The 24,121-nt window shown below is 68.6% G+C and carries 18 protein-coding genes; 5 read left to right on the forward strand and 13 right to left on the reverse strand.

All coding sequences use genetic code 11. From position 1 onward, the window contains the following. Window positions 1-144: 144 nt before the first annotated feature. Window positions 145-774, reverse strand: a complete 630-nt coding sequence (locus SGR02S_RS13955; protein WP_243469457.1) for a hypothetical protein — start codon at window positions 772-774, stop codon at window positions 145-147. A gap of 339 nt (window positions 775-1,113) precedes the next feature. Here SGR02S_RS13955 and SGR02S_RS13960 point away from each other — a divergent pair, with 339 nt between their 5' ends. From SGR02S_RS13960 to holA, 4 genes are all read left to right on the forward strand, one after another. Next, complete coding sequence (locus SGR02S_RS13960) at window positions 1,114-1,578, forward strand: DUF3576 domain-containing protein (RefSeq protein ID WP_067111027.1); 465 nt, start codon at window positions 1,114-1,116, stop codon at window positions 1,576-1,578. Between the two features lie 50 nt (window positions 1,579-1,628). Beyond that, complete coding sequence (leuS, locus tag SGR02S_RS13965) at window positions 1,629-4,193, forward strand: leucine--tRNA ligase (protein WP_067110995.1); 2,565 nt, start codon at window positions 1,629-1,631, stop codon at window positions 4,191-4,193. A gap of 196 nt (window positions 4,194-4,389) precedes the next feature. Continuing rightward, window positions 4,390-4,935: an LPS assembly lipoprotein LptE gene (gene lptE / locus SGR02S_RS13970; protein WP_067110997.1), complete on the forward strand. Its 546-nt coding sequence runs from the start codon at window positions 4,390-4,392 to the stop codon at window positions 4,933-4,935. Between the two features lie 6 nt (window positions 4,936-4,941). After that, window positions 4,942-5,973: a DNA polymerase III subunit delta gene (holA, locus tag SGR02S_RS13975; RefSeq protein WP_067111000.1), complete on the forward strand. Its 1,032-nt coding sequence runs from the start codon at window positions 4,942-4,944 to the stop codon at window positions 5,971-5,973. A gap of 13 nt (window positions 5,974-5,986) precedes the next feature. Here holA and SGR02S_RS13980 read toward each other — a convergent pair whose 3' ends face one another. The 11 genes from SGR02S_RS13980 to gyrB all read right to left on the reverse strand — a co-directional run bounded on the left by SGR02S_RS13980 (window position 5,987) and on the right by gyrB (window position 22,852). Continuing rightward, window positions 5,987-7,804: a cation:proton antiporter gene (locus SGR02S_RS13980; protein WP_067111003.1), complete on the reverse strand. Its 1,818-nt coding sequence runs from the start codon at window positions 7,802-7,804 to the stop codon at window positions 5,987-5,989. 92 nt (window positions 7,805-7,896) lie between these two features. Next, window positions 7,897-10,629: a TonB-dependent receptor gene (locus tag SGR02S_RS13985; protein ID WP_067111006.1), complete on the reverse strand. Its 2,733-nt coding sequence runs from the start codon at window positions 10,627-10,629 to the stop codon at window positions 7,897-7,899. 227 nt (window positions 10,630-10,856) lie between these two features. Then, the gene (locus tag SGR02S_RS13990) at window positions 10,857-13,679 is read right to left on the reverse strand and encodes a TonB-dependent receptor (protein WP_067111009.1); all 2,823 of its coding nucleotides are present in this window, start codon (window positions 13,677-13,679) and stop codon (window positions 10,857-10,859) included. Window positions 13,680-13,847: 168 nt separating this feature from the next. Further along, entirely contained in the window at window positions 13,848-14,582 is a 735-nt protein-coding gene (gene pdeM / locus SGR02S_RS13995) for a ligase-associated DNA damage response endonuclease PdeM (RefSeq protein WP_082797150.1), read from the reverse strand. A gap of 59 nt (window positions 14,583-14,641) precedes the next feature. Next, window positions 14,642-15,688, reverse strand: coding sequence for a retroviral-like aspartic protease family protein (locus SGR02S_RS14000; RefSeq protein WP_067111011.1), 1,047 nt, complete (start codon window positions 15,686-15,688; stop codon window positions 14,642-14,644). Between the two features lie 82 nt (window positions 15,689-15,770). Next, a complete protein-coding gene (locus tag SGR02S_RS14005) occupies window positions 15,771-18,176 on the reverse strand; it encodes a ligase-associated DNA damage response DEXH box helicase (RefSeq protein WP_067111014.1) in 2,406 nt (801 codons plus the stop codon). Window positions 18,177-18,347: 171 nt separating this feature from the next. Then, on the reverse strand, window positions 18,348-18,818 hold the full coding sequence (locus SGR02S_RS14010; RefSeq protein WP_244858049.1) for an SRPBCC domain-containing protein: 471 nt from the start codon (window positions 18,816-18,818) through the stop codon (window positions 18,348-18,350). Further along, window positions 18,815-19,144 carry an ArsR/SmtB family transcription factor gene (locus tag SGR02S_RS14015; RefSeq protein ID WP_067111017.1) on the reverse strand — a complete coding sequence of 110 codons (330 nt, stop codon included), beginning with the start codon at window positions 19,142-19,144 and terminating at the stop codon, window positions 18,815-18,817. Before SGR02S_RS14015 ends, SGR02S_RS14010 begins: the two co-directional genes overlap by 4 nt. Continuing rightward, a complete protein-coding gene (locus SGR02S_RS14020) occupies window positions 19,141-19,614 on the reverse strand; it encodes a VOC family protein (RefSeq protein WP_067111019.1) in 474 nt (157 codons plus the stop codon). The genes SGR02S_RS14015 and SGR02S_RS14020 overlap by 4 nt, the downstream gene beginning before the upstream one ends. 178 nt (window positions 19,615-19,792) lie before the next feature. Next, the gene (locus tag SGR02S_RS14025; RefSeq protein WP_324787691.1) at window positions 19,793-20,191 is read right to left on the reverse strand and encodes a septal ring lytic transglycosylase RlpA family protein; all 399 of its coding nucleotides are present in this window, start codon (window positions 20,189-20,191) and stop codon (window positions 19,793-19,795) included. A 117-nt stretch (window positions 20,192-20,308) separates the two neighbouring features. Further along, the gene (gene gyrB / locus SGR02S_RS14030; protein WP_067111035.1) at window positions 20,309-22,852 is read right to left on the reverse strand and encodes a DNA topoisomerase (ATP-hydrolyzing) subunit B; all 2,544 of its coding nucleotides are present in this window, start codon (window positions 22,850-22,852) and stop codon (window positions 20,309-20,311) included. Between the two features lie 106 nt (window positions 22,853-22,958). Between gyrB and SGR02S_RS14035 the strand changes: the two genes are divergently transcribed. After that, on the forward strand, window positions 22,959-23,408 hold the full coding sequence (locus SGR02S_RS14035) for a hypothetical protein (protein ID WP_067111024.1): 450 nt from the start codon (window positions 22,959-22,961) through the stop codon (window positions 23,406-23,408). Window positions 23,409-23,732: 324 nt separating this feature from the next. On the opposite strand, the gene SGR02S_RS20280 is transcribed toward SGR02S_RS14035, so the two are convergent. After that, a partial coding sequence (locus SGR02S_RS20280; RefSeq protein ID WP_067111038.1) for a hypothetical protein occupies window positions 23,733-24,121 on the reverse strand: 389 nt, incomplete at its 5' end.

Genomic DNA, 24,121 nt, shown 5'->3' on the forward strand with positions numbered 1-24,121 from the left:
GGTCGCGCTCGGCGGCATGACGCCGGCGCGCGCGCGCGCGCTGCGGCTCCGCGCGGCGGGCGGCGGCATCGCCGTGCCCGGCTGGGCGGCGATCGACGCGTGGGATGATCGGGGAAAGACGAAAGCGGCGAAGCGCCGGCCGCGTCAGAAGCGGAACGCCGTCCCGACATAGACCGCCTGGCTGTCGCGGCGCGAATCGGTCAGCGGCTGGAAGCGGTCGTCGGTACGATAGCGCACGCCCGCGGTGACATCGAGATTCTTCGTCAGGCGATAGCTGCTGACGACATCGACGCTCTGGTTGTCGCCCGGCGCGGTGATGCGGTCGGTCGCGCCCGCCGGATCGCTGGCACGGTTGATGACGCGGGTGGCGAAGCGCGACTTGGCCTCTTCCTGCTCGGGCGCCTTGGCGACGGGCAGGTTGCGCAGGTCGGTGCCGCTCGGCAGCGCCGGGGTCACGAACTTCTGGAAGCCGACCGATGCGCCCAGATCATAGGCGACGGGGGCGATGCCGATCGGCGTCTTGCTGCGCCCGGCGGCCAGCGCGGCGGTGCGCGCGGCGCTCGACGCCTCGTCGCGGGCGCGGATCACGACGGTGATCGCGCGATTCTTGCGGCTGTCGTCGGTGATCGCGGGGGTGAAGCTGAACGCGCGGCGCGATTCTTCCGACATGCGGACGTAGCGCGCGATCAGGCGCGGATCGCCCGACGCGGGAGTGAACTGGCCGAGCAGCGTCTGCGACAGCGTCGTGTCGCGGATGCGGTCGGCGCGGCTCATCGCGGCGAGGGCAGGGGGCAGGGCAAGCGAAAGGGTCGCCAGAACGACGACGCTACCCCTCCAAAAATGTCGCGGTTTCCGCGCCATTATCCTGCGACTCCAACCCCAATCGAATCTTCAGATAGGACGGCTGCCGCCGGATTGCCAGCGTTTCCGCTTCGCCCGATCGTCCCATGCCCGCTTTTGCCCGGATTGTTGCACGATGACCACAGTCGGGACCGCGGCGGATGGCGTATTGCCGCGCTTGCCGGACGGCGGCAACGGCGATAGAGACGCTTGCAATTCCCGCAGCGCAGCCGGCCGCCCGGCCCGGCGGCGCCCCATGATAAGGTATTCGGCATGCCCCAGTTTTCCTTCCTTGCCCGGCTCGGCCGCCGCCCGGCGGCGCTCGCCCTGCTCGGCGTCGCGGCGCTCGGCCTCGCGGGGTGCGGCGGCGGGAAGGAACGGCCCAAGGCCGACCTCGCCGCGTCGCAGGTGACGACGATCGGCGTGAACAGCTATCTGTGGCGCGCGTCGCTCGATTCGCTGTCGTTCATGCCGCTGCTCCAGGCCGATTCGTCGGGCGGGGTGATCATCACCGACTGGTACGCCAATCCGAGCAACCCGAACGAGCGCATGAAGGTGACGGTTTCGATCCTCGACCAGGATCTGCGCGCCGACGCGCTGCGCGTCGCCGCGTCGCGCCAGGTCGCGCAGGGCGGCGGCTGGGTCGACGCGCCGGTGCAGGCGGCGACGGTGCAGAAGCTGGAGGAGATCATCCTCACCCGCGCCCGCGACCTGCGCCGCAGCGCGTTCGAAGGCTAATTCTCCGGCGCGGACCCGCGCCAACCGACAGACAACGGGGTAAACAGGACATGACCCGCGAATCGCGCTTTGGCGCCCTGGCTGCCGACGCCCGCTGGCAGGCGGCGTGGGAGGCCGCGAACAGCTTTGCCACCGACGACAGCAAAGATATGGTCGGGGGCGACAAGCCGAAAGCCTATATCCTCGAGATGTTCCCCTATCCGTCGGGGCGCATCCATATGGGGCACGTCCGCAACTATGCGATGGGCGACGTGCTCGCGCGCTTCAAGCGGATGACCGGGCACGCGGTGCTCCATCCGATGGGCTGGGACGCCTTCGGCATGCCGGCCGAGAATGCGGCGATGGAAAAGGGGGTCCACCCCGGCGGCTGGACGCGCGACAATATCGCCGCGATGCGCGCGCAGCTGAAGCGCCTCGGCCTCGCAATCGACTGGAGCCGCGAGCTCGCGACCTGCGAGCCCGACTATTACGGGCAGGAACAGGCGCTGTTCCTCGACCTGTTCGCCGCGGGGCTGGTCACGCGCAAGGAAAGCTACGTCAACTGGGACCCGGTCGACATGACCGTGCTCGCCAACGAGCAGGTGATCGACGGGCGCGGCTGGCGGTCGGGCGCGCCGGTCGAGAAGAAGAAGCTGTCGCAGTGGTTCCTGAAGATCACCGCCTTCGCCGACGATCTGCTCGACGGGCTCAAGAGCCTCGACCATTGGCCCGACAAGGTGCGGCTGATGCAGGAGAACTGGATCGGCAAGTCGCAGGGGCTGGAATTCTCGTTCCGCCTCGCGGGCGGCGCACCGGGGTTCGATGTCTTCACGACGCGCCCCGACACGCTGTACGGTGCGAGCTTCGCGGCGATCGCGCCCGACCATCCGCTCGCCGAGCGCCTCGCCAAGGATTCGCCCGAACTCGCGGCCTTCATCGCCGAATGCCGGCGCCAGGGCACCTCGGCCGAACAGCTCGAAACCGCGGACAAGATGGGCTTCGACACCGGCGTATCGGTCCAGCATCCGCTCGACCCCGACTGGCATCTGCCGGTATGGGTGGTGAACTATGTGTTGATGGATTATGGCACCGGTGCGATCTTCGGCTGCCCGGCGCACGACCAGCGCGACCTCGATTTCGCGCGCAAATATGGCCTGCCGGTCCACCGCGTGATCGCCGACGGCGACGAGACCGAACAGGTCTTCGCCGGCGACGAGGCCTACACCGGCCCCGGCAGGCTGGTGAACAGCCATTTCCTCGACGGCATGACCGTTGACGAGGCGAAAGCCGCGATCATCGCGCGCGCCGAGCATGAAGGCTGGGGCAAGGGCACGACCGTGTGGCGCCTGCGCGACTGGGGCGTGTCGCGCCAGCGCTATTGGGGAACGCCGATCCCCTTCATCCACTGTCCGGCGTGCGGCACGGTGCCGGTGCCCAGGGACCAGCTTCCCGTCGTGCTGCCCGAGGACGTCGATTTCTCGGTCCCCGGCAATCCGCTGCTGCGCCACCCGACGTGGAAGCATGTCGCCTGCCCGTCGTGCGGCGGCGCCGCCGAGCGCGAAACCGACACGCTCGACACCTTCGTCGATTCCTCCTGGTATTTCCTGCGCTTCGCGAGCGCGCCGGCGGACCGGCCGTTCGACCCGGAGGTCATCCGCCGCTGGCTGCCGGTCGACCAGTATATCGGCGGCATCGAGCATGCGATCCTCCACCTGCTCTATGCGCGCTTCTGGACGCGCGCGCTCGAACGGCTGGGGATGGTCGAGATCAAGGAACCGTTCGCGAGCCTGTTCACGCAGGGCATGGTCACGCACGAAACCTATAGCCGGGCGCAGGGCGAGGGGATGCCGCCGCTCTATTTCACCCCCGACGAGGTGACGCGCACCGCCGACGGCGCGACGCTCGACGCCGACGGCGCGCCGGTCGCGGTCGGCCGCGTCATCAAGATGTCGAAGTCGAAGAAGAATGTCGTCGATCCCGACGCCATCCTCGACCAATATGGCGCCGACGCGGCGCGCTGGTTCATGCTCTCCGACAGCCCGCCCGAGCGCGACCTGCCGTGGAGCGAGGCGGGGATCGAGGGCGCGTGGCGCTTCGTGCAGCGTTTGTGGCGGATCTTCGGCGAGACCGAAGTCGTCGGCGACGGCGGCGAGGACAAGGCGCTCGCGCGCAAGCTGCACCAGGCGATCGCCGGGGTCGCCGCCGACATCGAGGCGCTCGGCTTCAACAAGGCGGTGGCGAAGATCCACGCGCTCGCCAACGAGATCGAGAAGGCGAAGCCCTCGGCGACCCGCGGCGAGGCGTGCCGGACGCTGATCCTGCTCGTCGCGCCGATGATGCCGCACCTCGCCGAAGAGGCGTGGGCGGCGCTTCCCGACAGCCGGCGCGGCGCCGCGATGGTCGCCGACGCGGCATGGCCGGCCGCCGATCCGGCGCTGCTCGTCGACGACGAGGTGACGATCGCGATCCAGATCGCCGGCAAGCTGCGCGATACGATGACGCTGGCCAAGGGCGCGGACAAGGCAGCGGCGGAGGCCGCGGCGCTGGCGCGGCCGCGCATCGCCGACCTGCTCGGCGGCGCGGCGCCGAGGAAGGTGATCGTCGTCCCCGACCGGCTGGTGAACATCGTTCCCTGAAGATGGGTGCTGCCGACTCTCCGGCTTCGTCGAGCGAAATCGGGATATCCCCAACCCCCTCCCGCCTGCGGGAGGGGAGAAGGATGGCCGCATGGAATGCGAAAGGGCCGCTACCTTGCATCGACTTCGGCCAGAGGTCCCCTGCGGGCGGTCGACGGGCTCGACACGAACAGGGATTGCGGTCATTATTCCCCCGATGCGTAGCCTCCTGACCTCCTCGCTCGTCGCCGCCTCGCTGTTGCTCGGCGGCTGCGGACTGCGCCCGCTCTATGCGAACGGCAGCCAGGGCGCGGTGGCGCGGACGCTCGCCGATGTCGATGTCGCGCCGATCGAGGGGCATTCGGGCTGGCTCGTCCGCAACGCGCTGCGCGACCGGCTCCAGCCGACGCAGGCGGGGCAGGGCGCGGGCGCGCGGCTGCGGCTCGATGTGCGGCTCGAGGATTCGATTACCGGCTTCGGCGTCCGCTCGGACGATGCGGTCACGCGCGAGCGGCGGACGCTGCGCGCGCGCTACCAGCTCGTCGATGCGGGGTCGGGCGAGGTGCTGCTCGACGCGACCGCCGCGGCCGACGCGGGGATCGACGTCGTCGGCAGCGAATATGCGACGATCGCCGCCGAATCCTCGACCCTCGAACGGCTCGCGCAGGGCATCGCTGACCAGATCGTCGCGCGCGTCGCGGTGTTCGCGAGCCGCGGCGGCGGGCAGGCCGCGGCTGCCCCGGCACCCCCGCCGGCGCGCTGAGCGGCGATGAAGCCGCTCAAGCCCGCCGACCTCGAACGCCAGACGCGCCTCGACCCCGCGGTCCGCTTCGTCCTGCTCACCGGTCCCGACGAGGCGACGATGGGCGCGGTCGCCGCGCATCTCGTCGGGCTTGCGGGCCCGGAGGCTGAGCGGCTCGACCTCGCCTCGCCGCAGCTGTCGCAGGATGCGGCGCTGCTCGCCGCTGAGGCGGCGTCGATGTCGCTCTTTTCGCCGGCGCGGGTGATCCGGCTGGAGATCGCGGGCAGCGGCGACGATTGCCTGTCGGCGGTTGAGGCGCTGCTCGCCGCCGACACCGCGATCAACCCGGTGATCGCGACCGGCGCGTCGGTGAGCGCGCGTTCGAAGCTCGTCAAGCTGGTCGAGGGCGCGGCGGGGGCGGTTGCCGCCATCTGCTACCAGCCCGACCGGCGCGCGCTGGTCGGCATCGCGATGGACGCGGCGCAGGATCAGGGGTTGCGCCTGTCCAACGCCGATGCACAGCTGCTCGTCGATCTCGTGTCGGGCGACCAGGCGCTGATGCGGCGCGAGATCGAGAAGATCGCGCTCTACCTCGACGCCGCGCCCGACCGGCAGCGGCAGGTGACGGCGGCGGACATCGCCGCGCTGGGCGCCGCGACGCACGAGGAGGACGTCAGCGCATGCATCAACGTCGCGCTCGGCGGCAAGGTGCGCGACCTGCCCGACATGCTGGCGAAGGCGGCGGCGATCGGCGTTGCCGAAATCCGCATCATCCGCGCGCTCGGCATCCGCGCGATGCAGCTCGCCCGGCTGCGCGCCGAGGTCGATGCGGGCGCACATCCGGCGACGGTGGTATCGGCGCGGAGCAGCGGCGTTTTCTGGAAGGAGCGCGATGCGGTGACGGCGCAGCTCCACATCTGGGATTCGCTGCGCGTCGCGCGGCTGATGACGCGGCTGCTCGATTGCGAGCGCGCGCTCAAATCGTCGGGCACCGCGGGGGCGGTGCTGTTCCGCAAGCTGATGACCGACATCGCGCACCAGGCGGCGCGAGCGCGCTAATTCAGGGATCGGTTCAGGGAGCCGCGTCGCGCGCCTCGATCCGCGTGCGCGGGTCGTCGGGCGGGACGAAGGTCCAGACGGTGTCGCCCGGCTCGACCGGCGGCCGGTGCTGGGCGGAAAAGACGGCGAGGTCGCCCGACGGCCGCGCGACCATCAGGCTGTCGCCGCCCGACGCCTTCATCCGCGCGACGAAATCGGCATAGGGGAATTTCTCGGTGATCCGGGTGCGGCCGAAGGTCCACCCCGCCTGCAGCCGGTCGAGCTGCGTCTCGATCGGCGTGCCCCCGAGCGTCAGGACGCGCCCGCGCCGCCGGCTGCCCCGCGGCGTCTCGGCGATCACCCGGCTGACCCGGTCGTGGCCGACCTCGGGCGCCAGCTCGCTGCACACCAGCGCGTTATAGGCGTCGTTGTCGGTCGCGGCGATCAGTTGCTGATAGCGGCCCATGTCGAGATGGTCGTCGTGCGTCTCGTCCAAGATATCGCCGTGATAGACGGGCAGGTCGGCGGCGCGGGCGCGGCGCAGCGCGAGCAGGCTGGTGTCGGCGACCAGCACCGCGCGGCCCTGTGCCTTGACGAACTCGGCGAAGGCGATCGTCCAGCCGTTGGCGCCGACGAGCAGCACCCCGTCGCCCTTGCCGCGGTCGAGCCCCAGCCAGCGCGCGAAGGGCGCGGCGGTGAAGCCGTGCGCGAAGATCGTCGCGATGACCACCGCAAAGGACAGTGGCACCAGCGCCTCCGCGCCCGGCACCCCGTAATCCGACAGGCGCAGCGCGAACAGGCCGGTCACGGCGGCGGCAACGATGCCGCGCGGCGCGATCCAGGCGACGAACAGGCGCTCGCGCAAGGGGATGCGGGTAAAGAGCAGCGCCGCCATGATCGTCAGCGGCCGCACCACGAAAAGCAGCAGGACGAGGAAGAGCAGGAAGCGGAGCTGGAAATTCTGGATGACGGTCCAGTCGAGCGTGGCGGACAAGATGATGAACACCCCCGAGACGAGGAGGACGGTCAAATCCTCCTTGAAGCGCATCAGCATATGGCTCGAATCGGTCTCGCGGTTCGCCATCACCACTCCCATCACCGTGACGGTGATCAGTCCCGTTTCGTGCATGATGAGGTCGGAGAGGACGAAGACCGCGATCACCGTCGTCAGCAGCACCGGCGCCTTCAGATATTCGGGCACCCAGCCGCGCACGAAGGCCGCGGTCAGCGCGAAGGCGGCGGCGCCGCCGATCAGCATCGCGAGCAGGCTGGCGGCGACGACATCGGTGACGATACCGACGCCGTTCGCGTCGCTGCCGCCGTGGATGATGTATGAATAGATGCCGACCGCGAGCAGCGCGCCGATCGGATCGTTCACGATCGCTTCCCATTTCAGCATGTGCTTGACGCGCGGCGTGATGTTGAGCGTGCGCAGCAGCGGCACAATGACCGTCGGGCCGGTGACGACCATGATGCCGCCGAACAGCGCCCCCAGCTCGAACGGCAGCCCCGCGCCATAATAGGCGGCCGCGGTGCCGAGCGCCCAGCCGACCGGCACGCCGACGAAGACGAGCATGAACACCGCGACGCCGGCGTGGCGCAGTTCGCGGAATTTCAGGCTGAGCCCGCCCTCGAACAGGATGACGGCGACCGCGAGCTTGATGATCGGTTCGCGCAGTGCCCCGAAATCCTTTTCGGGATCGATCAGCCCCAGCACCGGCCCGGCGACGATGCCGGCGAGCAGCATCAGCGCGATCGCGGGGCGTCCCGTCCGCCAGGCGACCCATTGCGCGCCGAGGCCGATGATGCCGATCAGGGCGATTTTGACGAGCAGGGAGTCGATCGCGAACATCGCGCAAGCCTATGCAAGGACAGGCGAAAAGCAAAAGAAAACCGCCCGCGCGCGACATGGCGCGCGGGCGGTCGAAGCGCGATTGCGCCGGATCAGAACTGGCCGCGCAGCGTCACGCCATAGGTGCGCGGTTCGCCGGGGAAGCCGACGAAAAGCTGGCTCGCCGTCGCCGGGAAGCCGAGCGACGCGGGCGCCGCGACCGAGCGGAAGGTGCCGCTGCCCTGCAACGGCATGTCGGCCCCGATCTGATAGTAGCGCTTGTTGAGCAGATTCTGCCCCCACAGCTCGATTCCCCAGCGCCGGTCGGGACCATAGAGGCCGACGCGGCCGTTGACGACCGCGAAGCCGTCCTGGATCTTCTCGACGTCGAGGTCGGAGCCGGTGTTGGTGTCGCTTTGCAGGCGCGTGTCGAGATAGAAGAGCGCGCTCATCCCCGACCCGCCGATCGGCGGCGTCCAGCTGATCCCCGCGGTCGCGACATATTTGGCGGCGTTCGACACGCCGCGACCGGGAAGCTGGAACAGCACCGGCGACAGCGGCCGGCCTCCGGTGCCGACGAGATTGCGGCGATAGAGGGTGTCGACATAGGTCAGCCCCATGTTGACCGACAGATAGCGCGCGGGGCGCAGGAAGGTCTCGATTTCCAGCCCCTTGGCGACGACGCCGGGTTTCAGCCGGTCGGCCGCGCAGCCGCCGGTAAGGGCGCTGTTGTCGATCGGGCCGGTGCCGAGGTCGTCCTTGCACGCCTGGATGTTCGTCACCTCGAAATTGACGCCATTGTAGGTGTTGAGCTGGTAATTGCTGTATTCCTGCCAGAAGGCGGCGATGTTGACGTCGATCCCCGGCCCGTCCCACTTGATGCCGAGTTCGTAGGCGTCGACCTTTTCGCTCGCGAACTGCAGGTCGCTCGCCTCGGGCCGCCCGTTGGCCGGGGTGTTGGCGGGAAGCGCGAGCAGCGCGGTGCAGGCGGCGTTCTGCACCGCCGACCCCGCGGTGGTGCTGCACGGCCGGTCGAGCGCCGAGAAGTCGAGGTTGAAGCCTCCGGCCTTGTACCCCTTCGACGCCGAGCCATAGACGAGCAGGTCGGGCGTCGGTTTCCAGCTCAGCACCGCGGTGCCCGTCCACTGGCTGTCGCTGAAGCGCGTGCCCGGCGCGCCCTTGACGAGGTCGGGCGCGGTGCCGTTGATGACGCAGGCGAGGCTCGCGAGCGCCTGCAGCGATGAATTGACGATCGCCGGGCACAGCGTGTTGGTGAAATTGGCGTCGCCGGCCAGCGTCTTCTTTTCGTGCGTGTAGCGCGCGCCGATCGTCAGCGTCAGCCGGTCCTCGACGAGGTCGAAGCTGTTGTGGGTGAACAGTGCATAGTTGGTGCTGCGCTGGTGAAAGCTCGGATCGGCGGCGCCCGTGCCGTTGAGGCGCGGCGCGTTGAGCAGCGCGGCGATCCCCTGGAAGCCGGGGAAGGAGGCCACGGGCAGGTTCGAGCAGGTGGCCGAGGCGGGATTGACCAGCGTCGGCGCGAGCGTCACCGCCGCGAGGCAGTTGGCGAAGCGCTCATAATCGGCGCCATAGACGATGTCGTCGTCGACATCGAGCTTCTCGTTGGCGAAATAGCCGCCGACCAGCCAGTCGAGCCGTCCGTCGAGCGCATCGCCCTGCAACCGCAGTTCCTGCGTGAACAGGCGGAAGCGGCGGTCGAGGTCGGTGCGGTGCAGGATGTCGAGCGCGTTGAAGTCGGCGTCCTGCCCCTGCCCATTCTTGTAATCGCGATAGGCGGTGATCGAGGTCAGCGTCGCCGGGCCGAGTTCCCACGTCAACTCGCCCGAAACGCCCCAGTCCTTGGTGTCGGAGCGATAGGTGATGCCGGGGGTGGTCGCCTGGGTGCGAATGAAGCTCTCTCCCGGGGGCGGCACCTGATGGTTGGCGCCGAGAAGCTGAAGCAGCGGCAGCAGCGTGTTGGGTCCGGCGACCGGAAAGCCGTCGGCGCCGCGCGTCAGGCCGCGCACCGGGCCGAGCAGCACGCCGCCGCAGCAATTCTCGTCGCGCTCGCTGTAATCGGCGATCAGGCGCAGCCTGATGCTGTCGCTCGGTTCGAACAGCATCTGCCCGCGCACCAGCCAGCGGTCGCGGTCGTTGATGTCGGGTTCGCCGGGCGTCGCATTCCTGATGAAGCCATCGCGCTTCTGCCATACGCCGTCGAGACGCAGCGCCGCCTTGTCGCCGAGCGGCGCGTTCAGCGACCCGTCGATGCGCCAGTAATCATAATTGCCGTAGCTGACCGACCCCTTGCCGCCGAAATGGCCGAGTTCGGGCCCCTTGGTGACGATGTTGATCAGCCCGGCGGTCGAGTTGCGGCCGAACAGCGTACCCTGCGGCCCGCGCAGCACCTCGACGCGTTCGATGTCGCCCAGTTCGGACAGGCCGACCCCGGTGCGGCTGCGATAGACGCCGTCGATGAACAGGCCGACCGAGCTTTCGAGCCCGGGATTTTCGCCGACCGTACCGATGCCGCGGATGCGCGCGGTGAAATTGACCTCGCTTGTCGCGCCCGACACGAGCAGCGACGGGGCGACCTGTCCCAGCGCGCGCACGTCGGTCGCGCCGGTCTTTTCCAGCGTCTCGCCGGTCACGGCCGATACGGCGATCGGCACGTCCGACAGCATCTCGCTGCGCCGCGTCGCGGTGACGATGATCGAATCGGGATCCTCATATCCCTCGCCGCCGCGCGCCTGCGCGAGCGCCGGGGTCGCGGCGAAGGCGACCGCCAGCGATACCCCGAGCGCGCTGGTGTGAAGCAGGTGGGACGCGGAAAAACGCTTGGCTTTCATCGGTGGTCCTCCTCTCGCAATATCTTTTCATTCTGCGAGGAAGGAGCATATCAAAATGGCGTGGAGCGACCAGAGGCCGCCCGTTTCCGTAGCGGTTTTACGCCGCGGGCGCGTCTTTTCTGCCACAGCTGCCACGAATGCCAGTTTGACAAAAAGAAAAAGGCGGGGCGCGCCGGCCCCGCCTTTTCCAATCGGGGCGGCCGCGGCCGCCCCGACCCCCTTGCGGCTCAGAACTTGCCGCGCAGCGTCACGCCATAGGTCCTCGGCTCGGCTAGGAACATCGAGAAGATCTGGCGACCGCCCGGATATTGCGGATCGGCGAAATCGGCCGTCGTCGCGCCTTCCTGGAAGGGCGAGTTGAAGGCGACCTGCGAATATTGCTTGTTGAAGATATTCTGCGCCCACAGCTCGATGCCCCATTTCTCGTCGGGGCCGCGCACGCCGAGGCGCGCGTTGAAGATGGCATAGCCGTCCTGTTCCTTCTGCGGGAAGAGGTCGGAGCCGGTGTTGTAGTCGCTGGTCATGCGGCCGTCGACGTAGACGAGCCCGGTCAGCCCGCTGCTGCCGATGTCGGGCGTCCAGGCGATGCTGCCGGTCGCGACCAGTTCGGGCGCGTTCGACATATTGTCGCCGGGAAGCTTGCGAAGCGCCTGGTCGAGCGGCGTGCCCGACGAGTTGCCGACCAGATTCTTGTTATATTTGGTCCGGGCATAGGTCAGCCCCGCGGTCATGCGGAAGCTGCGTGCCGGGATCAGCGAGGCTTCGAGTTCGAAGCCCTGCGAGCGCACACCCCAGGTCACGTCGTCCGCGGCGCAGGCGCCGGTCGTTGCGGCTGCCGCGTTGTAGTTGGGCGCACTCGTAAATTTGCTCTGGTCGCGGTCGGCCCCGCCGAGATCGGCCGAGCAGCCGTTGATCGTCTGCACGATATAGGTCGAGCCGTTGAAGGTGTTGAGCTGGAAGTTCTTGAAGTCGGTGCGGAACAGGGTCAGCCCGGCGCTGAACGGACCGCCCGAATATTTGGCGCCGAGTTCGTAGCTGGTGACGAGTTCGGGGTCGAACTGGAGGCCGCTGACCAGAGCTTGCGCGCCCGCTTGGCCGCCGAACGGAACGATCGGCGATTTCAGCGCCGAGCGGTCGAGGTTGAAACCACCCGCCTTGTAGCCGCGTGAATAGCTGGCATAGGTCATCAGATCGTCGGTGGGTTTCCACGACAGGATCGCGGTGCCGGTGAACTTGTCCTCGCTGCGCTGGTCGCTGATCGACACGCCATTGAGCTCGGCGGTAGCATTGCCCTGACAGCCGAGGCCGATCAGCGCGCCCGCCAGCGCCTTGGCGGTCGCATTACTGGTAGTGCTCGTCAGGTCGTCGAGCACGAGGCCTTGTATCGTCGTGCAGACCGTGTTGTCGTTGGTGAAGCTGGCCGAGAATTTCTTCTTGTCGTGCGTGTAGCGCAGGCCGAGCGTCAGATCGAGCGTGTCGGTGATGTGGAAGATATTGTGCGTGAACAGCGCCCAGTTCGTTCCGTTCTGCCGATAGCGGTCGTTGATCGAGCCGAGGTCGTTAAGGCCGTCGAGCGCGGAGAAGGCGGCGACGATATCCGCCCCCGAAGTGCCCGAGGCGCCGAGGATCGTATTGCGGCCCACCCCGAGCGGATTGTCGATGCCCCCCGCGACGCAGCCTGCCTGACCCGGCGAATAGAGGCCCGCAAGCGCGCTGCCGCTAACGAGGCGGCAGTTGGCGAAGCGGCCGTAATCGTCGCCGAAGCGCAGATTGTCGCGCACCGTCAGCTTTTCGTTCGCGTAGAATCCGCCGATCAGCCAGTCGAGCTTGCCGTCGAAGGCTTCGCCCTGCAGCCGCAGTTCCTGGGTGAAGGTGTGGAACTGGCGATAGGCGTCCTTGTCGTCGGCGCGATAGAGGATGTCGACCGCGCCATAGTCGAGGTCGCCCGCCTGTCCCGAGCGATATTCGCGATAGGCGGTGATCGACGTCAGCGTCGCGCCGCCGAAATCATAGTCGATCTGGCCCGAGAAGCCGTAATCCTTGGTCTTGCCGGCATAGCTGCGGCCCGGAGTGACATAAATGTCGCGGTTGTAGCCGGGGGTCAGCGCCGCGGCGGGCTGTCCCAGGTCGATCAGCACCCGCGTGATGTTGTTGGTTGTCGCGGTCGCGGCCCCCGTCGGGCTCGGGTTGTTGAGGTTGCCGATGTAGGGATTGACGCTGTTGTCGACATAGATGGCAGCGCAGCAGCGCTCGTCGCGGTTGGTGTAGTCCGCGATCAGGCGCAGCGACAGCGCGTCGGTCGGTTCGAACAGCAGCTGCCCGCGCAGGAAATAGCGGTCGCGGTTGTTGATGTCAGTGTTGTTGTTGACGTCGTTGTAGAAGCCGTCGCGCTTCACCCACACGCCGTCGATGCGCGCCGCGAGCGTGTCGCTGATCGGCCCGGTGACGCTGCCGCCGAGGCGCCAATAGTCGTGGTTGCCGTAGGTGACCTCGCCATTGGCGCCGAAGGTGAAGGAGGGTTTCTTCGAATAGATGCTGATCAGGCCCGCCGACGAGTTGCGGCCGCCCAGCGTGCCCTGCGGCCCGCGCTGCACCTCGACGCGGTCGATCTCGCCCAGTTCGTTGAGGCCGATGCCGGAGCGCGAGCGATAGACGCCGTCGATGAACACCGGAACCGAACTTTCGAGCCCGGGGTTGTCGCCGACGGTGCCGATGCCGCGGATGCGCGCCGAGCCGTTGGCCTCCGAACCGGTCGAGGAGACGAGCAGCGACGGGGCGACCTGGTTGAGCTGGCGGATGTCGTTGGCGCCGCTGTTCTGCAGCGTCTCGGCGCTGACCGCCGAGATGGCGACCGGCACGTCGGACAGCAGCTGCGCGCGGCCCTGCGCGGTGACGATGATCGGCGCGTCGCCGCTATCGTCCGCCGTCGCCTGGTCTTGCGGCGCGGCGTCCTGCGCGAAGGCGGGAACGGCGGCCGCGGCGACCGCCAGCGATACGCCGAGCGCGCTTGTGCGCAGCAGGTGGGCAGACAGAAGGGAAGATGATTTCATTTGGGGCACTCCTCTCAGAGAATTTCTGTTCTCGTTGCCGCGCGATCATAGCCCGATCGCTTCCGCGTTCTAGTCAAGCTCGCGCTTTTGCGCGTTTCTTTGCAACGAGTGATGCTTTTTCGCCACAGCCACGCCGAGGCGTGCCGGGCGCAAATTAGGGGAAATCCCCTATGCCGTAGCGTCACATCCGGCGGCGTCACGGCACGGGAAAGCGAGCAGCCGTCCCTGCGCGACGAGCATCGCGCGATAGGGGCCGGAAAATTGCTCGGCGATCGCCGCGTCGCGGACGTCGAGACCGCCTGTGAGGCTGCCGAAGGCCGGCAGCATCAGGCGCCGGTCGTCGGCGGCGAAGCAGGGGCGCGATACGCTGCGGCCGCGCAGCGCGAGGCGCAGCTTGGGGTGGAAATGCCCCGAAATCTCGGGCCGCGTTTCGCCGGGCAGGCATTGGTGGCGCAGCACGATGCCGTCGACGACCAACTCGTCGGCGACGGTGCCGCCCCACGCGTCGCCGCTCAGCCCGTCGTGATTCCCCGCCACCCAGACGAGCCGCGCCCGTGCCGCGTGATGGGCGAGCCGCCGGGCGATCGCCGGCGCGACGGCGCGCGCCGCCTGCGGATCGTGGAAGCTGTCGCCGAGGCACCAGATCTGCCGCGCGCCGGTGTCGGCGGCGAGCCGCGTGAGCCGGTCGAGCGTATCGATACTGTCATAGGGCGGCAGCGGCTGGCCGCGCGCGGCATACCAGCGCGCCTTTTCGAGGTGCATGTCGGCAACGATCAGCGCGCCGTGCCGCGCCCAGAACAGCGCGCGGTCGCCCGCCACGGCAAAGCGGTGGCCGGCGAAGTCCAGCGCCGGTCGAGCGGACGGCGGCGGGACGAGCGGGGGGACGAGCGGGGCAGGCGCCATCGCGCGGCTATGGCAAGGCGGCGGGGCGGCGGCAAGCGCCGGGCGACGGGTTGCGCCGATCAGCTCCCGGCGGCGATCCCCGCGGCGGCATAACGCAGCGCCGGGTCGCGGCTCGCGCGTTCGGGCAGGTCGAAGACGACGCGCTTGTTCGGGAAATCGATCTCGACCCGGTCGAACAGCGACAGGCTGTCCATGCCGAGCAGCAGCGCCGGACGCTCCGCGAGATCGAGCGCGCGGAAGGCCTGTGAATCGGCGAAGCTGACCGGCAGGTCGTTGACCTCCATCCCGTTGATCGAGATGCGGCGGACGATCGTGCGCATCGCCGCGACCGGCTCGCCGGTCACCGCGTTGAGCGTCACCGGAAGAAAGGGCAGGCGGTTCTGCTTCCGGTTGGCGACGAGCCGCTGGAAGGCGAGGTTGCCGACGCTGGTCTGCGCGCCCGTGTCGACGATCACGTCGACGCGATGGCCGTCGAGCCGCGCGTCGGCGAGGATCAGCCGCCCCGCCTGGTTGCGCGCGGTGACGACGATCGCGTCGTCGTCGCGGATGATCGGCCGCGCCCGGCGCCGGGTCTCGAGGATCGCCATGCTTTCCTTGCGGAAATCGATGAGGACGCGGCGGTCTTCGAGCATGTCGACGCCGATCAGCCCCGCGGCGCCGATATGGCGGCCGGCGAAGGCCGGGGCTTCGAACCCGCTCATGTGCAGGTCGGTCATCTGCAGCGCCGCGACGCGATAGCTCTGCGCGGTCGCCGAACCGCCTATCGTCGCGAGGCGCAGCGTCGCGCCGGGAAGCAGGCCGAGCCGCTCGGCAAGCTCCTTGGCGATCACGGTGCGTTCGGCGCCGGTATCGACGAGGAAGGAAAAGGGCCCCTGCCCGCCGACCATGACGTTGACCGCCATGCGCCGCGTCGCGTCGAGGTCGAACGGCTGGATGAAGGGCGTGACCTCGCTCGTCGTCGTCGCCGGGTCGGCGATGCCGTCGGTCGGGGGCGCGGGCACGATCGGCGCCGTCGGGATCGTCGCGCCCGGCGGGGTCGATCCCAGCAGCACGGGGGCGGCGAGCAGGAGGATCCAAAGCGGCGCGCGGGCGGAGGCGTGTCTCATGGCGGCATCCTTCTTTTGATGCCAGTCTACGCCTGCGGCGCCGCCGCGGCAAGCAGGACAAAGAGTCGCCCTTCTGGTGGCCCTAGGGCCCCATCGCCGCTTCGGCGAGCGTGTCGGCGAGTTCGCCGAGCAGCGCATCGTCGAGATCGGCGGCGGCGACATTCTCGCGGCCGATCAGGACGAGGACGGGGATTGCGAGCGGGCTGATGCGGTCGAGCCGCTGGTGCACCATTGTTCCGGCCGCGCGGTCGAGCAGGTCGCCAAGCCGTGCGACGTCGGTCAGCCGCTCGCGCGCATCGGCCCAGGCGGCCTCGAGCAGCAGATGGTCGGGCTCGTATTTGCGGAGCACGTCGAAGATCAGGTCGGTCGAAAAGGTCACCTGCTTGCCCGTCTTGCGCTTGCCCGGATGCTGGCGCTCGATGAGGCCGCCGATCACCGCGACCTCGCGGAAGGCGCGTTTCAGCAGGTGCGATGTCTCGACCCACTCGACGAATTCGCCTTCGAGGATCGTCGCGTCGAACAATGCCTCGGGATCGGTGACCGGCCGTAGCGACCAGAGCGCGATCGCATAGTCGGAGGCGACGAAGCCGAGCGGCTGCAGCCCCGCGCGCTCCATCCGCTTCGACAGCAGCATCCCCAGCGACTGGTGCGCGTTCCACCCCTCGAACGGATAGCAGACGAGATAATGCGCGCCTTCGTGCGGAAAACTCTCGACGAGCAGTTCGCCGGGACGCGGCAGCACCGACCGCAGCGCCTGCATCTCCAGCCAGAAGCGGACATCCTCGGGAAAGCGTCGCCAGCTTGCCGGATCGGCGAGGAAAGCCCGCACCCGGTCGGCGAGGCGGGTCGAGATGGCGAGCCGCGCGCCCATATAGCTGGGGATGCGCGCGGGACGCGTCGTCGCGCGGACGATCAGGTCGGTGTCGCGGATCGCCTCGACCTCGAGGCTGAGCCCGGCGAAGGCGAAGGTGTCGCCCGGTGTCAGCGTGCTGGCGAAATATTCCTCGACCTGCCCCAGCCGCCGCCCGTTCCGGAACCGCACCGCCGCCATCGGCGCCTCGACGATGATCCCGGCGTTGAGCCGATGCTGCGCCGCGAGCCGGGGGTGCGCGACCCGCCAGCGCCCCGGTCCGTCGGGTGCGAGGCGGCGGAACCGGTCATAGCTCTTGAGCGCATAGCCGCCGTCGCGCACGAAGCCGAGCAGGCGCGCGAAAAGCCCGGCATCGACCCAGCGATAGGGCGTCGCGGTGCGAATCTCGGCAAGCAGTTCGGCCTCGTCGAACGGCGCCGCGCAGGCGAGCGCCATCACATGCTGCGCGAGCACGTCAAGCGCGCCGGGACGGAAGCGGTCGGCATCGCGCTCGCCCGCCGCGACCGCATCGAGCGCGGCGCGTGCCTCCAGATATTCGAAGCGGTTGCCGGGCACGATCAGCGCGCGGCTCGGCTCATCCAGCCGGTGGTTGGCGCGGCCGATGCGCTGGAGCAGCCGCGACGAGCCCTTGGGCGCGCCCATCTGGATCACGCAGTCGACGTCGCCCCAGTCGAGCCCGAGGTCGAGGCTGGCGGTCGCGACGAGCGCGCGCAGCCGCCCCTCGGCCATCGCCGTCTCGGCGCGCTGCCGCGCCTCGCGGTCGAGGCTGCCGTGGTGGATCGCGATCGGCAGCGACAGGTCGTTGACCTTCCACAGCTCCTGAAAGATCAGCTCGGCGAGCCCGCGCGTGTTGCAGAAGATGATCGTCGTGCGGTTCTTCGCGATCTCCGCCATCACCTGATGCACCGCATAGCGCCCCGAATGGCCGGCCCACGGCACCGCGCCTTCGGGCAGCAGGATGCGGATGTCGGGATCGGCCCCGGGCTCGCCCTCGACCAGCGTTACCCCCCCGGCATCGGCGTCGGGCGCCAGCCAGGCGCGATAGGCGTCGGGGTCGGCGATGGTGGCCGACAGGCCGACGCGGCGCAGACCGGGCGCGATCCGCTGAAGCCGCGCCATCGCGAGCGACAGGAGGTCGCCGCGCTTGCCGGGCGCAAAGGCATGTATCTCGTCGATCACCACCGTCTTCAGATCGGCGAACATCGCGAAGCTGTCGGGCCAGGAGAGCAATAGCGACAGCGATTCGGGCGTCGTCAGCAATATGTTCGGCGGCTTTGCGCGCTGCCGCGCCTTCCTGTCCGAACTGGTGTCGCCGCTGCGGCTCTCGACGCTGATGTCGAGGCCCATGGCGGCGATCGGGCCGAGCAGGTTGCGCTCGACATCGGCGGCGAGCGCCTTGAGCGGCGAGACGTACAGCGTGTGCAGCCGGTCGCTGGGACGACCCGCAAGGTCGGTCAGGCTGGGCAGGAAGCCCGCGAGCGTTTTGCCCGCGCCGGTCGCCGCGACGAGCAGCGCATGCTCGCCGCGCTCCGCCGCCGCGAGCATGGCGGCCTGATGTCCGCGCAGCCGCCATCCGCGCGCGGCAAACCAGTCGGCGAAGAGGGGTGGCAGGGCCATGCAGCGGATGTGGCGCCGCGGACGGCGGGGGGCAAGCCCCCGGACCGACGGCAGCGCTACGGATGTTCGCTTTCGACTGGAAGCGGACGTTTCTTCTCCCCTCCCGCCTGCGGGAGGGGAAACCAGGGCATGTCTCAAACGACCGCTTCCCACCCCAAAGCCGACACCGGTTCAGAGAAGTTCGCTCAACCCCTTGAGCAATCTTCGCCAATGTTCGCCCAGCCGGTGCTGGAACAGCATCAGCTCGAACCCGTGCCGCGCGGCGTGATGCTGCGGAATGCCGTCCCATCCGCGATGCTCGACCGTTACCCGCGTGTCGGCGCCGACCGCCTCGAAGCGCACCTCGACCTCGGTGGTCTGGTCGGGCGCGAAGCTGGGCAGCCGCCAGCCGAAGGCGAGGCGTTCGCCGGGCGACCAGTGCCGCACCGCCCCGATCTCCCACTCGGTGCCGTCGGCGAAGCGGGTGACGAGGCGGCCGCCCGGGCCGGGAGGATCGAAGCGCAGTTCGCCGTCGCCTTCCGGGGTCAGCGGGAAGAGCGGGTGGCTCGTCCACCAGCGGCCGATGTCGCGGGTGAAGGCGGTGAAGGCCGCCATCGGCGACGCGGCGACACGCAGCGCGACGATCACCGCCGCGCCGCTCACGCGCCCCGCCCTTCGACATGCGTCTTGAATGCCGCGAGCTGGTGCGCCCAGCGCGCCTCGGTCTCGGCGAGCCAGGCCTTGAGTTCGTCGGTCGCGCCATCCTTCAGGCGATAGATGCGCACGCGCGCGTCGAAATCGGGATGCGCATCCTCGACCAGCCCGCCGGCCTTGAGCGCGCGCAGATGGCGGCTCATCGCGGGCGGGGCGAGGCCGAGCGCGCCAGCGAGATCGCCGGCGCTGCGCGGTCGCTCGCGCAGCAGCTCGACCGCGCGGCGGCGCTGCGGATCGGCGAGCGCGGCGAGGGTGCGGTCGAGCGCGGCGCTCAATCGTCGAGCCGCGTCTTGGTGGTGAAACCGCCCTCGGCGTCCCATTCCGCCGCGGTTTTGGCTTCGACAGTGACGCCGAAGGTCCAGATATGCCCCTCCGGGTCTTTGGCGCGATAGGTACGGTCGCCGTAGAATTGCGTCTCGGGCGCGGCGATGATGTCGGCGCCCGCGGCGCGCGCGCGGCCGCAATGCGCGTCGATGTCCTCGCCGGCGCCGAGCTGGACATGCACCGACTGCGTATTCTTGCCGCCGATCGATTTCGGACTGCGGTGATGGTCCGACCATTCGCTGCCGACCATCACCACCGAATCGCCATAGCCCATCTCGCTGTGCGCGAGATTGCCGTCGGCGTCGAGCAGCACGAACAGCGGCTCGAAACCGAACGCCGCCTCGAGCCAGCGGAAGGCGGCCTTGCTGTCCCGATAGCTGACCGCGCTCGAAAGTCCCTTGGGACGGTGCTGTTCGGTCATTTTCCGTCTCTCCTGCGAATCATATGATTTTCCATATCTACAATATTTGCAGGAAATTGAAAATATATAGATGGAAAGCGATGTTCGAGCCCTGTCGGCGGCACCTGTCTTTTTTGAAACCGACCCCTCTCTGTAAGAAGAGGAGATTATCGGCCTTTCGGTCTGACCGGTCGACCGCTCAGTCGTCGAGCAAGGTCATGTTGACGCGTGCGGTGCCGGAGCGGTGCATGCCGATCTCCTTAGCAGCGGCGTGGCTGACGTCGATCACGCGGCCGCGGCCGAAGGGACCGCGATCATTGATGCGGACGACGACGCTCTGGCCGTTGGCGATGTTGGTCACGCGCACCTTGCTGCCGAAGGGCAGGGTGCGGTGCGCGGCGGTCAGTTCGTCGGGATCGAAGGGCTCGCCGCTCGCGGTGCGGTTTCCGGCGAGTTCGTCGCTGTAATAGCTGGCGACGCCGCTGCCCATCTCGGTGCCGTCGCCGGCGTCGGCTTCGCCCGGACCCTGATCCTGCGCGATCGCCGGCGCGGCCGACCACAAGGACGGGGCCAACAGCAGGGCCAGGGCCAATCCCATCGAACGCCGCATATGCAGACCTTCCCCTTTGACGTGGGCGGCATCAAGCAGCGGCGTCCGCGGGGTGCAAGCGGCCGGCGTCGTATCGGTTCGAATTCGCGGCCAGCGGTGGACCGGTCAGACGTCGAGATTGGCGACCGACAGCGCGTTGGTCTGGATGAAATCGCGCCGCGGTTCGACCTCGTCTCCCATCAGCCGCTCGAAGATGTCGTGCGCGATGTCGGCCTGTTCGGCCTCGACGCGCAGCAGCGAGCGGTTGGCGGGATCGAGCGTGGTTTCCCACAATTGCTCGGCATTCATCTCGCCCAGCCCCTTGTAGCGGCTGATCGCCAGCCCGCGGCGGCTGTGCGCGAAGATCGCGTCGAGCAGTTCGGACGGGCGCGTGACCGGCGTCGCGCGCGCGGCGGGCGTCCGGGCGGCCTCCGCCTCCTCGTCGTCGGGACCCGCCTCGACCTCGGCCGCGGCGCTGCCCGCCTTCACCAGCCGGGCGGGGCGCGCATAGGTTTCGACCTGCTCGGCGGCGAGCTTGTGGAGGCGGCGCGCCTCCTGGCTGGCGAGGAAGGCGGGGTCGATCGCATGATGATCGCTGACCCCGCGCCAGCGGCGTTCGAGCGTATAGCCGCCGCCCTCGACCGCGGCGATCGTCCACACCGCTTCGTTGCCGCCTGTCAGCGCGCGCTCGGCGGCGTTCAGCCAGCGGCTGGCGGTTTCGGCGGCGCTGTGGCGGCCCGCGGCGTCGAGCTCGGGATCGAGCGCGCCCGCGAAGGCGAGCGCCTCGATCAGCCCGGCGTCGAGGGTGCGCGGCACGTAGCGCATCAGCGCGCGCAGCCGCCGCCCGTGCTCGATCAGCTCGCGCAGGTCCTTGCCCGAGCGCGCGCCGCCCGCGGTTTCGAGCAGCAACGCGTCGATGCCGGCGTCGATCAGATAATTTTCGAGCGCGGTGTCGTCCTTCAGATAGACCTCGCTGCGCCCCTTCGCGACCTTGTAGAGCGGCGGCTGGGCGATGTAGAGATGGCCGTTCTCGATGATCTCCGGCATCTGGCGATAGAAGAAGGTGAGCAGCAGCGTGCGGATATGCGCGCCGTCGACGTCGGCGTCGGTCATGATCACGATCTTGTGATAGCGCAGCTTCTCGACGTTGAATTCGTCGCGGATGCCGGTGCCGAGCGCCTGGATCAGCGTCCCGACCTCCTTCGACGAGATGATGCGGTCGAAGCGCGCGCGCTCGACGTTCAAGATCTTGCCCTTCAGCGGCAGGATCGCCTGGACGTGGCGGTCGCGGCCCTGCTTGGCCGACCCGCCCGCCGAGTCGCCTTCGACGAGGAACAGCTCGCATTTCGCCGGATCGCGCTCCTGGCAGTCGGCGAGCTTGCCGGGCAGGCTGGCGATGTCCATCGCGCCCTTGCGCCGCGTCAACTCGCGCGCCTTCTTTGCCGCTTCGCGCGCGGCGGCGGCGTCGACGACCTTCTGGATCACCGCCTTGGCATGGCCCGGATTTTCCTCGAGCCATTCGGTCATGCGATCCGCCATCAGGCTTTCGAGCGGCTGGCGTACCTCGCTGCTGACCAGCTTGTCCTTGGTCTGCGACGAGAATTTGGGGTCGGGCAGCTTGACCGAGACGATCGCGGTCAGCCCCTCGCGCATGTCGTCGCCGGTCAGACTGACCTTCTCCTTCTTGAGCAGTCCCGACTTCTCGCCATAATTGTTGAGCGTGCGTGTCAGCGCGGCGCGGAAGGCGGCGAGATGGGTGCCGCCGTCGCGCTGCGGGATATTGTTGGTGAAGCAGAGGACATTTTCATAATAGCTGTCGTTCCATTCGAGCGCGACCTCGATGCCGATGCCGTCGCGTTCGGAGGTGATCGCGATCGGATCGGGAAGCAGCGGGGTCTTGTTGCGATCGAGCCATTTGACGAACGCCGCGATGCCACCTTCGTAGAAGAGGTCGTGGACGACATGCTCGGTGCTGCGCGCATCGACCAGCTTGATGCGGACCCCCGAGTTGAGGAAGGCGAGTTCGCGGTAGCGATGTTCGAGCTTCTCGAAATCGAACTCGGTGACGTTCTTGAACGTCTCGGTCGAGGCCTGGAAGGTGACGCGCGTTCCCTTCTTGCCCGCCGGCGCGGGGCCGCGGACGACCAGCGGCGCGACCGCGTCGCCATGCTCGAAGCGCATCCAATGCTCCTCGCCGCCCCGCCAGATGGTGAGTTCGAGCCATTCGGACAGCGCGTTGACGACGCTGACGCCGACGCCGTGCAGGCCGCCCGACACCTTGTAGGCGTTGTCGTCGCTGGTATTCTCGAACTTCCCGCCGGCGTGGAGCTGGGTCATGATGACCTCGGCCGCCGATACGCCTTCCTCCGGATGGATGCCGGTCGGGATGCCGCGGCCATTGTCTTCGACGCTGACCGACCCGTCGCTGTTGAGCGTGATGAGAACGAGGTCGCAATGCCCGGCCAGAGCCTCGTCGATCGCATTGTCGCTGACCTCGAACACCATGTGGTGCAGGCCCGACCCGTCGTCGGTGTCGCCGATATACATGCCCGGCCGCTTGCGCACCGCGTCGAGGCCCTTGAGGACCTTGATCGAATCGGCGCCATAGGCATTGGTGTTGGGATGCTTGCCGCCGTGGTCCGGCGCGTTCGTCTCTGCAGTGTCCGTCATGTCGATCATATAGGGTCCGGGGGGGCAAAACCCAAGCGAAAATGCGCCTCTTGCCGCGGCGCCGGGGGGCGTTGCGCCGACGCCGTAGGACGGCTAATTTCGCAGCATGAGACAGACATATGCTCCCCGTTCGATGCTGTACGCGCTGGCGCTGATCGCGTTGCCGCTCGCCGGCTGTTCCAAGCCGGCGCCGCCGCCCGCCGACAATGCCCCGGCGGTGGCCGGCGACCCGATCGCCAGCCGGCCGGTGATGGTCGGCACCGAGGGGCCGAGCCTGCCCGCCTGTTCGAGCGTCAGCCGCGTCAAGGACGGCGGCACCGACGTCTATTGGGCGCCGGGCGAGACGCGCGCGGTCAAGGCGAAGCTGGCGGGCGGCGCGCCGGTGTCGCTGTGCGAGGCGACCGACGACGACGCCTGGTTCGGCGTCGTTTTCATCGCGCCGGGCACCGACAAGGACATGTGCGGCGTCGGCAAGCCGGTGCCTGCGGCGCGCGAATATCAGGGCCCGTGCCGCTGGGGCTGGATTCGCGGCGGCACGGTGCGGCTGGGGGCTTAAAGCGACAAAGGACTCGTATCGGGGGGTCCGATTTTTATCCTTTGTGGCTATAGGGAGACGGTGCGCTGCTCGACGGCCTGCGGGGATTCGAGTTTTGGCGAGTTCCCACATTCTTCGTCATGCCGAACTTGTTTCAGCATCCATGGCCGAACCTTCCCTTTTGCGCTGCCTTTCCGTCGAGGTCAGATCATGGACCCTGAAACAAGTTCAGGGTGACGATGATGACAAGAACTTCGATTCCACCATACTAAAGCGGTGAGCCGTTAATCTGCACCGTTTCAGCACGAACGGAAGCGGGGATGGCGTATCATTTCCGAGCGCGCTTCATCGGCAATCCTCGATCACGCGGCCGATTTCGGACTGCACCGGCAGGGTCAGGGCGCGGCCGGCGCCTTCGAGCGCGAAGCGGCCGCGGCTGAAGGCGATGCGGTCGAGGCGGATGTCGCGGTTCGGCACCGTCGCGCTGCCGCCGTCGAAGCGGATCTGGTCGGTGCCCGCGCTGGTGCGCAGCACGACCGGGCCATCGAGCCCGGCGGTGAGGCGGATGGCGCCGCCGCTGCACGCCATCGTCAGCAGCGGGCTGGCGCCGCCGGTGGGCACGAAGCGGGCTGTGCGGCTGCCGGCGTCGTAGCGCCACGCGCCGCTGTCGAGCGCGCGTGCGTCCCACGCCGCGGTCGGCGGCGGCGGCGCGGGGGACGGCGGCACCGCGGCGG

This window comes from Sphingopyxis granuli NBRC 100800, from assembly GCF_001591045.1.
In the GTDB taxonomy this organism is placed as follows: Bacteria; Pseudomonadota; Alphaproteobacteria; order Sphingomonadales; family Sphingomonadaceae; genus Sphingopyxis; species Sphingopyxis granuli.